Origin of the sequence: Kutzneria sp. CA-103260 (assembly GCF_018263855.1) — a bacterium.
GTDB lineage: Bacteria > Actinomycetota > Actinomycetes > Mycobacteriales > Pseudonocardiaceae > Kutzneria.
Genome location: NZ_CP073318.1, coordinates 1,984,326 through 1,997,814, shown reverse-complemented (window position 1 = coordinate 1,997,814; position 13,489 = coordinate 1,984,326). Strand labels below are relative to the sequence as shown.

General features: G+C 69.8%; 14 protein-coding genes. 5 read left to right on the top strand and 9 right to left on the bottom strand.

From position 1 onward, the window contains the following. Window positions 1-270: 270 nt before the first annotated feature. Together JJ691_RS08760 and JJ691_RS08755 are read right to left on the bottom strand one after the other, a co-directional pair. Window positions 271-1,881, bottom strand: coding sequence for a SpoIIE family protein phosphatase (locus JJ691_RS08760; RefSeq protein WP_211768268.1), 1,611 nt, complete (start codon window positions 1,879-1,881; stop codon window positions 271-273). Then, on the bottom strand, window positions 1,878-2,039 hold the full coding sequence (locus JJ691_RS08755; protein WP_211768267.1) for a hypothetical protein: 162 nt from the start codon (window positions 2,037-2,039) through the stop codon (window positions 1,878-1,880). The genes JJ691_RS08760 and JJ691_RS08755 overlap by 4 nt, the downstream gene beginning before the upstream one ends. Window positions 2,040-2,314: 275 nt before the next feature. On the opposite strand from JJ691_RS08755, the gene JJ691_RS08750 reads away from it, so the two are divergent. Further along, window positions 2,315-2,917 carry a hypothetical protein gene (locus JJ691_RS08750; protein WP_211768266.1) on the top strand — a complete coding sequence of 201 codons (603 nt, stop codon included), beginning with the start codon at window positions 2,315-2,317 and terminating at the stop codon, window positions 2,915-2,917. Between the two features lie 35 nt (window positions 2,918-2,952). Here the strand turns inward: JJ691_RS08750 and JJ691_RS08745 are convergent, their stop codons facing one another. Both JJ691_RS08745 and JJ691_RS08740 read right to left on the bottom strand, forming a co-directional pair. After that, complete coding sequence (locus tag JJ691_RS08745; RefSeq protein WP_211768265.1) at window positions 2,953-3,195, bottom strand: hypothetical protein; 243 nt, start codon at window positions 3,193-3,195, stop codon at window positions 2,953-2,955. Window positions 3,196-3,267: 72 nt separating this feature from the next. Further along, window positions 3,268-3,489 carry a hypothetical protein gene (locus JJ691_RS08740; RefSeq protein WP_211768264.1) on the bottom strand — a complete coding sequence of 74 codons (222 nt, stop codon included), beginning with the start codon at window positions 3,487-3,489 and terminating at the stop codon, window positions 3,268-3,270. Window positions 3,490-3,716: 227 nt separating this feature from the next. Here JJ691_RS08740 and JJ691_RS08735 point away from each other — a divergent pair, with 227 nt between their 5' ends. From JJ691_RS08735 to JJ691_RS08725, 3 genes are read left to right on the top strand one after another with little or no spacing between them, the layout of a single operon-like run. Next, a complete protein-coding gene (locus JJ691_RS08735) occupies window positions 3,717-4,730 on the top strand; it encodes a chemotaxis protein CheB (RefSeq protein ID WP_211768263.1) in 1,014 nt (337 codons plus the stop codon). Next, window positions 4,727-5,476: an ATP-binding protein gene (locus tag JJ691_RS08730; RefSeq protein WP_211768262.1), complete on the top strand. Its 750-nt coding sequence runs from the start codon at window positions 4,727-4,729 to the stop codon at window positions 5,474-5,476. The genes JJ691_RS08735 and JJ691_RS08730 overlap by 4 nt, the downstream gene beginning before the upstream one ends. Window positions 5,477-5,507: 31 nt before the next feature. Then, the gene (locus JJ691_RS08725; protein ID WP_249228205.1) at window positions 5,508-7,364 is read left to right on the top strand and encodes a CheR family methyltransferase; all 1,857 of its coding nucleotides are present in this window, start codon (window positions 5,508-5,510) and stop codon (window positions 7,362-7,364) included. A 39-nt stretch (window positions 7,365-7,403) separates the two neighbouring features. Here the strand turns inward: JJ691_RS08725 and JJ691_RS08720 are convergent, their stop codons facing one another. The 4 genes from JJ691_RS08720 to JJ691_RS08705 all read right to left on the bottom strand — a co-directional run bounded on the left by JJ691_RS08720 (window position 7,404) and on the right by JJ691_RS08705 (window position 11,165). Then, window positions 7,404-8,036, bottom strand: coding sequence for a GTP pyrophosphokinase (locus JJ691_RS08720; protein WP_249227787.1), 633 nt, complete (start codon window positions 8,034-8,036; stop codon window positions 7,404-7,406). A 76-nt stretch (window positions 8,037-8,112) separates the two neighbouring features. Beyond that, on the bottom strand, window positions 8,113-8,793 hold the full coding sequence (locus JJ691_RS08715; RefSeq protein WP_211768259.1) for a YoaK family protein: 681 nt from the start codon (window positions 8,791-8,793) through the stop codon (window positions 8,113-8,115). A gap of 105 nt (window positions 8,794-8,898) precedes the next feature. Continuing rightward, window positions 8,899-9,609, bottom strand: a complete 711-nt coding sequence (locus JJ691_RS08710; protein WP_211768258.1) for a hypothetical protein — start codon at window positions 9,607-9,609, stop codon at window positions 8,899-8,901. Window positions 9,610-9,647: 38 nt separating this feature from the next. Then, the gene (locus JJ691_RS08705; protein ID WP_249227786.1) at window positions 9,648-11,165 is read right to left on the bottom strand and encodes an LCP family protein; all 1,518 of its coding nucleotides are present in this window, start codon (window positions 11,163-11,165) and stop codon (window positions 9,648-9,650) included. A gap of 157 nt (window positions 11,166-11,322) precedes the next feature. Between JJ691_RS08705 and JJ691_RS08700 the strand changes: the two genes are divergently transcribed. Then, complete coding sequence (locus JJ691_RS08700) at window positions 11,323-11,808, top strand: DUF6542 domain-containing protein (protein ID WP_211768257.1); 486 nt, start codon at window positions 11,323-11,325, stop codon at window positions 11,806-11,808. Here JJ691_RS08700 and JJ691_RS08695 read toward each other — a convergent pair whose 3' ends face one another. Next, window positions 11,809-13,485 (bottom strand): potassium channel family protein, encoded by a 1,677-nt coding sequence (locus tag JJ691_RS08695; RefSeq protein ID WP_211768256.1) that lies wholly within the window; start codon window positions 13,483-13,485, stop codon window positions 11,809-11,811. Window positions 13,486-13,489 lie beyond the last annotated feature (4 nt).

Genomic DNA, 13,489 nt, shown 5'->3' with positions numbered 1-13,489 from the left:
CCGGCCGGGATGGTCACCGACTGGGTCAGGGTGTCGGTGTGGGTGTAACCGTCGAGCCACGCGTCCCAGGTGCCGGACCGCGCGGGCTCGTCCCGTTGACGTTGGACAGAGGCCAGTCAGAAGGAAGGTTTGGCGGGCCCCGTCGATGGCGCACTCGCTGTGGCGAACAGTCCGCCGGGACAACCTGTTCGTCAAGATCCCGGCCACGGTCGAGGGCTGCCGGCGATCACGGCGTCCACCGTGGACGGCGCCCGGCAACCGCCATGACCGCTAAACAGCGCCCTTGCGGTGCACGACAAGCAGGGCGACATCGTCAGCGGTGGCCTGCCCCTCGACGAACTCCGCCATGAGCTCGGCGCACACCGTCTCCGACGGCACGGCGGCAACGGCGTCCAACAGCTCGGACAAGCCGACATCGATGGGACGATCCCGACGCTCCACCAGTCCATCGGTGTAGAAGCACACCGTGGCGCCGGGCGGAATGTCGACGACCCGGCCACGACGGGGCCGACCCCGCAGGGCGAAGCCGATGGGCGGATCAACAGGGACGTCCACGAACTCGCCCCGACAACCGGGCACAGCCAGCACCGGACGCAGATGCCCGGCCAGGCACAACGTCAACCGACCAGCAGCCGGCTCAACCACGGCATACGCCACCGTGGCCATCACACCAGCCTCAAAATGACTGGCCTTGCGGTCCAACTTGTCCAACACCACCTCCGGAGCATCGTTGTCCAACGCATACGCCCGAAGAGCACTCCGCAGCCGACCCATCACCACCGCAGCAGGAAAACCATGCCCGGCCACGTCACCGATGACAATGCCAATCCGACCATCCGACAACGAAAACACGTCATACCAGTCACCACCGACCCCCAACTCCGCACCCGGCGCATAACGACCCGCGAAATCAAGCCCGGCAACCGCCGGCAGACGACTGGGCAACAAGCTGCGCTGCAACGCAGTCGTCGCAGCGCTCTCCGCATCAGACGCATGCGCCTGCACAGCCAGCGCCAACCGGTCAGCAGCGACCTGAAGCAGACCCAGATCATCGTCGGTGAACGTCCGGTCATCCCGCGCGCCCACCCGCAGCACACCGACGAGCGCACCGCCGGCCACCATGGGCGCGGCGGCCATGGCCCGAACGCCGTTGTCCAGCAGGCGATCCGCCTCGAAGGCCGTGGCGTCCACCCGGTCGGTGGCCGCCGCCCGCATGGTCGCCGCCGCCCGGCCGGCCAGCCCGTCGCCGGGCCGGATTCGCGTCGGACGGCCGAACCGGTCCTCAAGGCCGACGGCGACACCGGTCGCCAGGTGGCCGGCGTGGCCGTCGTGGACCAGCACCGCCACCGTGTCCACCCGCAGCAGGTCGTGCACGCGGGTCAGCAGCTCGCGGAGCACCGCGTCCGTGTCCAGCCGAGCCAGCACGACGTCAGCCATCGCCTCCAGGAACCGCAGCCGCGCCGCGTCGTCCGGGCGGGCCGGCACGACCGCGATCGGCCAGCGCATGCACACGGTCGTGCCGGTGGGCGAGGGCATCACCGACACCTGTTCGGTCAGGCGCTCGATCAGCTCCAGGCCGCGGCCCCGGTGCAGCCGCTCGGCCGGCGTGCTCACGTGCCAGTGGCCCTCGTCGCCCACGGTCACGACCACGGCGTCGCCGTCATGCCGGATCTCGACGTCGAGCGTGCCCGGCCCGTCATCGCGGTAGGCGTGCTCCACGACGTTGGCCATCGCCTCGTACACCGCCAGCGCCACCGTCTGTGACAGGTCCGCGGACAGCCGGGCCCGCTCCGTCCACTGCTCGATGTCACGGCGGATACCGGTCAGCTGCTCGACCTTGGCCAGCCCCTGCCATCTCCACGGTGGTTCGACGCCGTTCATCCGCCGAGGGCCGCCCTCAGGCTGGTACAGCTCACGAGGTCCTCGGTCAGGCCGGTCAGCTCCATCGGGCGCAGCACCGCCGAGTGGTCCTCAGCCAGCCGCTCAACGACGACGGTCGCCACCCCTGCCTCCGGTTCCTCCGCGCTGCATCCGCTCACACCGACATCGTGCCGCCGCTCGGGCGCGCACGCGCGCGTGTACCCCGGCGGCGCGTGGTTCAAACCTCACGGTCGCAGCACCTTCCTGCGGCTGCGTCCCGACGACACCGGCGTGGCGACGACCAGGGAGCAGCGGGTGCGGGCGGCGCAAGCCACCGGCAGAGCAGGCCGTCGAATCGTCGTCGGGCTACACCGGACGGCCGAATCACCAGTCCCGACACTGTGGTACAACCAGATTGAAAACGTTTACAGCCACCTGGACACCAGGAGCGCACATGTCTCGGATACGCACCACGGCCGCCCTGTGCGGCGCCGTCTGCGGGGCGGCGCTGATGATCGCGCCCGCGGCCTCGGCGCAGACGCCGGCCGCGACCTGGATCGAGTACTCGCCGAGCTTCAAGGTGCAGCAGGAGGGCTGCGGCAAGGTCGACGACCTCACGTTCCAGCTGACCTGTTCGCAGTCCGGCGCCTCGCACGACCGGGCCGAACGCCGGTACGCCGACTACAGCGACGGACCGCGCAAGTTCGAGGGCACGTTCCGCATCACCAGCCAGAGCGGCTCGCGGATCAGCCTCAAGCAGACCTTCCACGGCACGCAGGGCCCGTACTTCCTGCTGGCCGTGGAGAACGGCGGCCGCCTGTACTCGGTGGAGAACCAGAAGACCATCGCCACCGGCGCGACCGTCGGCACGCCGGTGACCGTGGACACCGTGCACACCCCCGGCAAGACGATCCAGGTGTACATCAACGGCAGCCTGAAGTACACGGAGTCCAGCCCCGGCGGCACGTTCTACGACAAGTTCGGCGCCTACCGCACCGCCAGCGGCAAGGGCCCGATCGCCGTGCAGTGGAGCAACGTGCACTTCTACCACCAGTGACGATCACCGCCGGCCTCCGCCCGGGCCGGCACCCGTCACCGAGCCACCCGGAACCGGCGCAGCCACCGGACGAGCGGCCCGTGCCGGCGCGGCCTGGCGATCGACCGGTGCCGACGGGCCAGATGCGCCTTGCTTCCCACGGACATCAGCAGCAACTCCTGGTCGACACTCGGACAGCCGTCGGCCATCGCCTGCTCGGCGCGGGCCAGTTCGTCCAGCTCGGCCCACCGTGGACCGTCCCGTCCGGCCGCCGCCGCGGGAATCCTGTGCGCAGTCACGTCCACTCCTCCGCCGCCGGGCCAACCTGGGCCCGCCGGCAGTACCCGGCGCAGGCCGGCTCAATCCGCACGTCACCTGATCGGCGCAGGCGCAGTTCCCGGCGACAGGTTTGAGCCGGAGCGGAGAAGGTAGCCAGGGCCGCACGGGACCACCGGGGTCAGGAGCACGTCGGCGACGCGCACCTCCACAGTCGGCTGGTGCACGGAAAGCCGGACGTCCCAATAGATCATGCCCCGGTCGAGGACGGCGCCAGCGGCGGCCAGCGCGTCCACTTTGGACTCGTAGGCGTCCACCGACTCGAAATGCTGCGGCGGGCCGCACCTCGCGCTGGAGAAATCCTCGTGCGCCGTTTCACCCGTCGCGGAAGGGGAAGACCACTGCCATGAGGAGCAGAAGGGCCGTGCCCGGCCGGTCGAGGACCTGTGGTCTCGGACGCGCACGGTTCCCAGCTAGGTGTCAGGCTCCCTAACCAGGGGTAACCTCCGATCCGGGGGACGAGCCACCGAAGAAGGTGACGGAATTGCCGCAGCACCGCGACGTGGTCGTGGTCGGCGCGTCCGCCGGCGGAGTCGAGTCGCTGCGGGGGCTGCTGGCGACGCTGCCCGCGGATCTGGCCGCCGCGGTGCTGGTGGTGCTGCACATGCCCAGCGGCTGCACGAGCGCGCTGCCGGCGATCCTCAACCGCGCCGGCCTGCTGCCGGCGCGGCCGGCGTCGCACGGCGCGCCGCTGCGCCACGGCCACGTCTACACCGCCATCCCCGACCACCACCTGCTGGTCCTCGATGACTTGATGGGTCTGTCGAGAGGGCCGGCGGAGAACGGACACCGGCCAGCAGTGGACGCTCTGTTCCGGTCCACGGCCCGAGCGGTCGGGCCACGGGCCATCGGCGTCGTGCTGTCCGGCGCCCTCGACGACGGCGCCTCCGGCCTGACGTCGATCGTCGCCCGCGGCGGGGCCGCGGTCGTGCAGGACCCGGCCGACGCCCTCTGCCCGGGGATGCCGGAGAACGCGCTGCGTGAGGTGCCCACAGCCCGGGTCGCGCCGGTGGCGGAACTGGCCGAGGTGCTCACCAAGCTCATCGCCGAACCGGTGGCCGCCGGACCGGCGAACACGATGTCCCCCCTCGATCTGGTCGAGGCGGACATCGCCGCGCACGGACTCAAGGAAGGCCGCCCCAACATGGATACCATGGGCGATCCGTCGGGCTTCACCTGCCCGGACTGCGACGGGAGCCTGATGACCGTGCCGGGCACACGGAGGTACCGGTGCCGCGTCGGGCACGCCTGGAGCCTGGAGGCCCTGGCCGAACGGAAGGACGGGCAGCTGGAACGGGCGCTGTGGACCGCGCTGCGCACGCTAGACGAGAAAATCACCCTGGGCCGGCGGATGGAGCAGACCGCGGTGGAGCGGGGCAACGGTCTGGTCGCGAAGCGATACGCGGCGTCGGTCGCCGAGGCCGCGCAGGCCGCGGACGTGCTGCGCGAGTTCATCCGGGCCGACGTGCTGCCCACCGGCGAGGAGGCGACGCTGTGAGCCCACGACGGGCCCTTGACATCGACGTCAGCTCCCGGGGGCGGGCAGTGCTCGTCCAACTGGCGGGTGAGCTGGGCCTGGCCCATGTGGCCGCCGTGCGCAACGCCCTGCTCAAGTGCGTCGCCGACGAGCCGTCCGGGGTCATCGCGCAGCTTGACCGCGTGACCGTGATCACACCGCTCGCCCTGAGCGTGTTCGGCGTGGTGGCGCGCAAGGCCAACGACTGGCCCGGTCTCCAACTCGCGCTGGTCTCCCGGCCCGGCTACACCCGGGAGCTGCTGCGGCGCAGCGCCGTCGACCGCTTCGTGCCGACGTTCCCGCTGGTGGCGGAGGCCGTGCGCGCGCTGGACGGCAATCCCGCCCGCCAGCTCGCCACGCTGGAACTGCCGCTGGCCACCGGCAGTCCGGCGGCTGCCCGCCGTTTCGTCACCGACACCCTGCGGAAGTGGCAGCTCGACACGGTCGCTGACGACGCGCGCCTGATCGTGTCCGAACTCGTGGAGAACGCCATCGTGCACGGCCGCTCGGCCGCCAAGCTCCGGCTGGAGCTGCGCCGCGGGCTGCTCACCCTGGCGGTGCGGGACGCCAGCGGCACGCCGCCGCCGCGACCGGACCCGGACGCCGCCGCGACGGATGGCCGGGGTGTCTTCATCGTGCAGGCCTTGTCGAAGGCCTGGGGCACGGCCCCCACCTGGGACGGCGGCAAGGTGGTGTGGGCCGTGCTCGCCGTGGCGGCCGACGACTGATCCCGCGGGCCGAGTACGGTTCGGTGTCGTGGTGGACACAACTGCCGACGAAAGCACGGACGCGGGGTTCGAGTCGGTGCTGCTGTACCTCAAGGAGACTCGCGGTTTCGACTTCACCGGGTACAAGCGCACCAGCCTCTCGCGGCGGGTGCGGCGGCGCATGGCTCAGGTGGGCATCGACGACTACGGCGAGTACATCGACCACCTGCAGGTGAACGCCGACGAGTTCGCCGCGCTGTTCAACGTGCTGCTGATCAACGTCACCAGCTTCCTGCGCGACCCCGAGGCCTGGCAGCACCTGCGCGACGAGGTGCTGCCGCAGCTGCTGGCCGAGCTGGAGCCGGAGTCACCGATCCGGGTGTGGAGCGCGGGCTGCGCGTCTGGCGAGGAGGCGTACAGCCTGGCCATCCTGCTCACCGAGGCGCTCGGCGTGGAGGGCTTCCGGCACCGGGTGAAGATCTACGCCACCGACGTTGACGAGGAGGCGCTGGCCCAGGCCCGGCAGGCCAACTACGGTGAGCGCGAGGTCGAGGGCGTGCCGGCGGATCTGCTCGAGCGCTACTTCGAGCACCAGGGCAGCCGCTACGTGTTCCGGCAGGACCTGCGCCGCTCGGTGATCTTCGGCCGCAACGACCTCGTCCAGGACGCGCCGATCTCCCGGATCCACCTGCTGGTGTGCCGCAACACGCTGATGTACTTCAACGCCGAGACCCAGGCCAAGATCCTGGCCCGGTTGAACTTCGCGCTGCTGCCCAACGGCGTGCTCTTCCTGGGCAAGGCCGAGATGCTGCTCAGCTACGACAACCTGTTCACCCCGCTCGACCTCAAGCGCCGGCTGTTCCGCAAGGTGCCCACGCACGGCGTCGCCCAGGGCACGCTGTTCGCCCACCCGGTGTCGCCGGCCCGGAGGTCGGGCCACAACCCCACCGACGAGCTGCGCGAGCAGGCCTTCTCGGCCGGGCCGGTGGCCCAGGTCGTGATCAACACGGATGACGAGATCGCGCTGATCAACCACCAGGCCGAGGAGCTGTTCGGGCTCACCCCGAGGGACATCGGGCGCCCGCTGCGCGACCTGGAGCTGTCCTACCGCCCGGTGGAGCTGCGCGCCCAGCTGGAGCGGGCGAAGGTGGAACACCGCCCGCTGCGGCTACGGGACGTCGAGTGGCAGCGCGGGCCCAACGACGTCATCTGGCTCGACGTCCGCCTCAATCCGCTGCTCAGCGAACGGGAGCTGCTCGGCGTCTCGGTGGTGTTCCACGACGTCAGCGCGGCGCGGCGGCTGCTGGACGAGCTGGAGCACGCCAACCGGCAGCTGGAGTCGGCCTACGAGGAGCTCCAGTCCACCAACGAGGAGCTGGAGACCACCAACGAGGAGCTCCAGTCCACCGTGGAGGAGCTGGAGACCACCAACGAGGAGCTCCAGTCCACCAACGAGGAGCTGGAGACGATAAACGAGGAGCTCCAGTCGACCAACGACGAGCTCCAGACCATCAACGACCGGCTCAGCGAGCGGTCGGTGGAGCTGGACGACCTCAACAGCTTCCTGGAGTCGATTCTCACCTCACTGCGGTCAGGCGTCATCGTGGTGGACCCGGAGATGCGGGTCATCGTGTGGAACCGCGTCTCGGAGGAGATGTGGGGGCTGCGCCGGGACGAGGCGGACGGGCAGCACCTGCTCAACCTCGACATCGGCCTGCCGCTCGCGGACCTGCGGCCGCTGGTGCGCAACGCGCTGGTGGACGCGGACTCGACCGGGGAGGTCACGATCGCCGCGGTCAACCGGCGCGGCCGCACAGTGTCGGTGCGGGTCGTGGCGAGCCCGCTGCGGGGCCGCAACGGGGACACCGAGGGCGCGATCCTGGTGCTGGAGGAGAACCGCCCCAGCTGACGGCCTCAGCCAGGTCGTCGTCGTACGGGCGCCGGCCGGTCAGTGGAGGCGCTGGTGCAGGTTCTCCATGCGGGAGTCGAGGTGGGCGGCGAGCACGGCCGCGTCCGCCAGTTCGGTGGCGAAGTCGGCCGGGACCTGGCTCTCGTACTTGTAGAAGAGCTTGTGTTCCAGGGTCGCCCAGAAGTCCATCGCGATGGTGCGCAGCTGCACCTCGACCTTGACCTTCTCGACACGGTCGGACAAGAACACCGGGATGCGCGCGATCAGGTGCAGGCTGCGGTAGCCGTTGTCCTTCGGGGCCGCGATGTAGTCCTTGCGGCGCAACAGTTCCACGTCATCCTGGCGGGTGAGCATCTCGGCCACGTTGTACACGTCCGAGACGAACGGGCACACCACCCGGATCCCGGCCACGTCGTCGAGGCCCTCGGCGATCGCCGCCAGGTCCGTGGCCAGTCCGCGCCGGCGCACCTTGGCCTCGATCGCCTCGGGGCGCTTGACCCGGCTGGTGATGTGCTCGATCGGGTCATGCCGGTGCGCGAGGTCGAATTCCTCGCTCAGGATCCGGAGCTTGGTCATGAGCTCGTCGATGGCGAACTTGTACAGCTGCAAGAACTTCGGTTGCTGCCGGACCAGGTCCGCCACGCATTCCCGCTCCAGCACGTCATCGCTCATAGAACGTCGCCACATCCCACACCGGTCGTCACGAACACCACGATACCTGCCCGCTTCGCGACGCAGCCGCTACGTCTCAGCCGACCTCGGCCCGCGCCCGATCGATGTGGAAGTACGTGTAGGCGCTGACAACAGCGCACACCACGGTCGTCGCCAACAGCAGCTGGGCGCCACTGGTCACCAGAGCGAGAAACCCGCCGACCACCGCCCCGACAATGAACGAGAGGTACACGAGGGCGTAACCGAGCCATTCGAAGACAGTGCCTCCGCTGAGGTGCCGTTCGATACCTTGGCCGAGTTTCACCAGGGTTCCCGTCACGTAGCTGAGCGGAATGGACACCTCGCCGTTGCGCACGAACGAGACGTTCAGCGCCCCCATGCCGAACGAGATCAGCAGAATGGGCGGGAACGTCACCTCACGCCCGGTCCAGCCGTTCACCTCCAAGTCCACCGCGGTCGCCAGCACCAACGCCAGCGTGGTCAGCACGCAGGCGCCGTGCGCGTGACGCTCCCACAGATGGCGGCGCAGCAGCGAGGCGACCACGACGCCGACGAGGAACGCGACGATCAGCAGCGTCGCCGCCAGAGCCAGATGGGGCGTGCCGGTGAAATAACCGAGAACCGATCGCTCGGTATTGCCCGTCATGAACGTGACGAAATAGCCGGAGCTGTGCGTGAACGCCGTCGCCCCGACCATCCCGGCAAGCCCGGAAAGCATCCAGGACAGAGTTGTCTCACTGTCAAAACGTCGACGCACGTCGGCGACGCTACCGGAGCGGATCCGCGGCCACCACCGGCGACTCGTCACACCAACGTGAACAGCAGGCCGCCACCAGGATTCATGAACAACCCTCATTCGGGGTCAGCCGATGGGCTTGTCCGAATCGCCGCCGAGCAGCATCTGGGGAACCTGAGCGAACCGCCAGCCGCCGCCGTCGCGGGTGAACACCCACACCACGTCGAACCGGTCGTCCGGCCACGAGGTGGGGGCGGCCGGTGTCACGCCGCGCAGGCGCTCGACGATGGCGGGAATGGCCTCGTGCTGCCAGGCGACGAGGGTGACGCCGTGCCGGCCGTCGAGTTCGGCGGCCAGCGCCGACTCCTGGCCCTTCTTGAACTTGATGTTGACCTGCACACCCAGTTTCGCGGCCAGCGGCGTGACTGTCTGCTGTGGACGCTTGCTCCCGTCGCCGCCCGGGTTGGACGCCCACACCGTGGTCGGTGTGAACAGGCCCGACCGCATCGGCCCCGCGGCCGGGGCGAACAGGTCGGTCAGCGCCCCGGCCCGGTTCCAGCCGCGAACAGTCAACGACTCCGGATCCTGCTGGCCGTCCGCGGTGATCCCGAACGGGGCCGCGTTGCCCGTGGGCTTCTCGGCATGACGAATGATCATGATCACATCAACGGCAGTGCCTCCGGCGGCGGGCGCCGAGGTCGGGTCAGCGGCGGTGTCATGGTGGGAGGTATTGGCGCACGCCGCGGTCACGGGAAGGGCCACGGCGGTGCCGAGGCTGATCGCCAACGACCGCAGCACTCGACGCCGTGGCGTGCCGCCCTCAACCGGATTGTCCATCTGTCATTCCCCCACCAGACGCCGAACCAAAGGACTGATCACTTCACGCAGGGCACACTGCCGCCCTGCAAGGCATCCATCGGCCCGGACGCGCTGCTGCTCGTCGCCGGCGGGGCGGTGGAGCTGGATGGCGCGGGCGGTGCCGCCGAGGTCGGCGCGGTTGACGTCGGCGCCGTCAGCGCCGCGGGCATGGAGAAGTCCGTGCCCACCACGACTCGCACCGTGCCAGCGGCCACGTTGGTGTCCGATTCGACATCATCGATGCCGAGCATGGTGCCCACCGCGTTGGCCGCGTCCGCCCCGCCGGTCCCGTAGTACACCGTGCTCTGCGACAGCATCGACCGGCCGCTGCTCGCCACACCCTTGACCGCGCCCTTGCCGACCAAGGCCGCCTCCAGGTCGCCGGCCAGCCCGGCCTGACCGTTCGCGTTCACCACGTTCACCGTCACCGCGGGCAGCGTGGTCGGCGGTGGCGGCGTGCCGCCGACGAGCGTGCGGACCATGGTGCGGATCTGGTTGAGGTCGACCAGGTTGACGTCCTCGCCGTTGATCTGGCCGAAGGTCTTGATCGGCAGCGTGACGTAGGTGACGCCGCCGCCGACCAGCGAGCTGGACTGCTGGATGAACGAGAGCAGGTCGAAGCCGCTGTCGAACACGATGTCCTTCTTGGCCGCGTCCACCAGCGCCGACATCTTGGCCGGGTCGGCCAGCGTGCCCGCGCTCTTGAGCTGCTGCGAGGCCGACGCGAGGAACGCCTGCTGGCGGCGTTCCCGATCCAGGTCGGTGAAGTTCAGCTCCGGGTGCACGTAGTCCCGGCGCTGCCGCACGAACGCCAGCGCCTGAGCGGCATTCAGTTGCTGCACGCCCTTCTGGAAGTTCGCGCCGGAGAAGCTGTCCTGGGTCGGGCCCTGCAGGCACACCGTGATCGATCCGAGCGCCTGCGCCAGGTCGTAGAACCCGACCAGGGTGACCTCGACGAAGTGGTCGATCGGGATGCCGCCGAGGAACGCTCGCGCGTCGTCCACGGTCTGCTTGCGCCCGGCCTCGCGGCCCTGCTGCTCCAGGGTGGCCCGGTCGCTGACGCCCTGCGCGGCGAGCTGCTTCTCCTTGGCGTCCTTGGCCAGACCGTAGCCCTGCTTGATCTTCTCCTTCGCGATCCCGTCCGGCGCGCCGACCAGGGTGGCGTAGTCGTCCCGGGGAATGGAGATCAAGGTCGCCTTGCTGCCGTCATTCGGGACATGCAGCACCATCATCACATTGGTGTTGTAACCGCCGTTGCTGTCGTCCCCGGCGTGCAACTGGTCGTAGATCGCCTTGGGCAGCGGGTTGCCGTTCTGGTCCAGCCGGCTGTCCAGGCCCATGATCAGGATGTTGGTGGCGCCATCCTTCGACTTCGGCTCGTCGCCATTGAGCGCGGACGAGGTGGTCAGACCGGTGCTGAAGTCGCGGTAGAACGTCCAGGCGTAGCCGGTCACCGACAGCACCAGCACCGACACCACGCCCAGCGCGGTGCGACGGACGATCACCGGCCACCGCGGCCTCTGCTCGCGCCCCATGCACACCCTCCATGCCCGGTCGAACCCACTGCGCCGCGGGTTATACGCACTGCGGCGGGGAATGGTTGCACACACGCTCGTCCCTTCCGGACACTGGGCTTCCACCACACCGCTAGAGTTGCCGGCCGAGTGCGGGAGACGACACGGGAGGTGCCGGATGCGGGCACACAAACCGACCGATTCGGGCCAACCCGCCGCAACGGCGTCGACATCCGACCGCGGCTGGCCGTGGTGGGCCGCGATCCTGTTGACCGTTAGCATCAGCGCCGTCGGCACGGTGGTCGACATGCGAATCAACCACAGCATCGGCGAAATCTGCCAGACATCCTTCGGAATCGGTTGCGTCGCCGCGGTCTGCGTGGCGCGGCGCAGTCACATGTTCGGGCCGATGTTCCAGCCGCCGCTCATCCTCGTCGGTGTGGTTCTGCCGGTGGTGCTGCTCTGGCTGCCGGCACACGACTCCCTGCCGGCACGCGTGCTCGCCGCCGGCACGCCCGTGATCGACAACTTCCCGCTGGCCGCCGGCACGACGGCGGTGACCGTCGCCATCGGGATCGCTCGGACACTGCGCCGCAAACCCGCTGAACCGCGAAATTCGGAAATCGCCGAGGAAAGCTCACCTACGTCGCGATGGGCGGCCTGACTAGCCGGAGACGGCCGGCATGCTGCTGCTGCTGAACACGTTGCCCATGCCGGTGCGGGTGGTCACGACCAGCACCCGATCACCCTCGACCAGCACGTGGTCCAGGTCCGGCTGCCAGTCCAGCAACGACGTGTCCGGCCCCCGTAGCGCCAGCACCCGGGCCTCGCCGAACTCGTTGACCTCGCCCAGCCGCTGGCCGATCAGCTCGGCCCCGGCTGCCAGCGGGATCTCGGCGATCAGCAGCACCCGCCGGCCCACGACGATGGTGTCGATCACCTGCCGTTCCAGCATGGTGGCGGCGAACACCGGGGCCACGAGCGAGGACACGCTGCGGGAGCCGCCGATGCCGAACGTGCGCTGGACCCGCTCGGCCAGGTCCCCGTCGAACAGCCGCAGCACGGTCCGCAGTTCGGACCGCAGCCGGCGACTGTGCAGGGCGACCTGGAGGTTGGTCACGTCATCGCTGGTCACGGCCAACAGGGCCTGGGCCGTGCCGACCGAGGCCGAACGCAGCGTGTCCTCCCGCGCGGCGTCGCCCAGGATCACCGACGCGCCGAGCCGGCGGGCCAGCGCGACCCCGGGCGCGGTCGCGTCGCGCTCCACGCACACCACCGGCATGCCCAGATCCCGCAGCTGGCCGACCACCCGGGAGCCGATGTTGCCCAGGCCGACCACCACCATGTGGTCGCGAATCGGCGCCCGCCTGGTGCCGAGGCGGTCCGACAGCTGCGCGGTGACCACGCCGCCGACCACGGCCGCGGTGATCACCGGGATCAGCACGATCCCCAACAGCGTGTCCAACACCTGAATGATTTTGTTGGGACCGGCCAACGTGATGTCGGGCTGGGCCGCACCGGCCGCGTCCAGGACCGTCAGGTACAGCGCGTCCGACAGGTTGTTGCCGCCGACGGTGGCGAACAGGATGGTGCTGACCACCAACAGGCAGGCCGTGACGACGAAGGCGATCACCAGTGGGCGGTTGATCGTCCGAATCCAGTCCAGCAGCCTGGTCACCGGGTTGCGCCACCGGCGGTGCCGCTGCAACGGATCGGTGGCGGCGGGGTCGGCCACCGCCAGCACGAGGTCCGCCGCGCCTTCCTCCGGCGGCAGCAGCCGCGCCTGGCCGCCGTGCTCGGTGTCGGCGATCCCGCAGATCACCGCGGCCGGGGCCACCTCGTCGCGACGGGCGACGTACAGCGTCCGGCCAGGCAGCCGCACATGGCTGGGCGCCAGCTCCCCCAGCGCGGCCGCCACGAACCAGGGGGCGGCCATCCGCGAGTCCGACAGCATCGCGCAGTCCGCGAACAGCGTGCGGATCTCGTTGCCCAGCCCCGTGTTGAACATCCGGATCACCAGCCGGATGTCCGGCCGGGTCTCGCCGGCCCGCAACGCGGCGTGGATGTTGCCCAGGTCGTCCTGGTCGACCAGGGCCAGCGCACGGGCGCCGGCCAGCCCGGCCGCCTCGAACGCCTCGTCGGACACCTCCTCGGACTCCACGACCCGGACGCCGGGCATGGCCGCGATCCGCTTGCCCCGACCGCGCTGCGCAGACGGGAGGATGACCACGACCTCCTCCCCCAGCCGCACGGTCAACTCCTCGACCAGACGCTGGGCGAGCGGATTGTCGCCGCAGACGATGAAATGGGGACGAGGGCTCCTGGGCACATGCGACGACACGATC

Excerpts from the sequence above, each read along its gene's own strand:
- JJ691_RS08750 (WP_211768266.1), top strand. The coding sequence starts at position 2,315 with ATGTCTCGGATACGCACCACGGCCGCCCTGTGCGGCGCCGTCTGCGGG.
- JJ691_RS08700 (WP_211768257.1), top strand. The coding sequence starts at position 11,323 with ATGCGGGCACACAAACCGACCGATTCGGGCCAACCCGCCGCAACGGCG.
- JJ691_RS08710 (WP_211768258.1), bottom strand. The coding sequence starts at position 9,609 with ATGGACAATCCGGTTGAGGGCGGCACGCCACGGCGTCGAGTGCTGCGG.
- JJ691_RS08760 (WP_211768268.1), bottom strand. The coding sequence starts at position 1,881 with ATGAACGGCGTCGAACCACCGTGGAGATGGCAGGGGCTGGCCAAGGTC.
- JJ691_RS08705 (WP_249227786.1), bottom strand. The coding sequence starts at position 11,165 with ATGGGGCGCGAGCAGAGGCCGCGGTGGCCGGTGATCGTCCGTCGCACC.
- JJ691_RS08720 (WP_249227787.1), bottom strand. The coding sequence starts at position 8,036 with ATGAGCGATGACGTGCTGGAGCGGGAATGCGTGGCGGACCTGGTCCGG.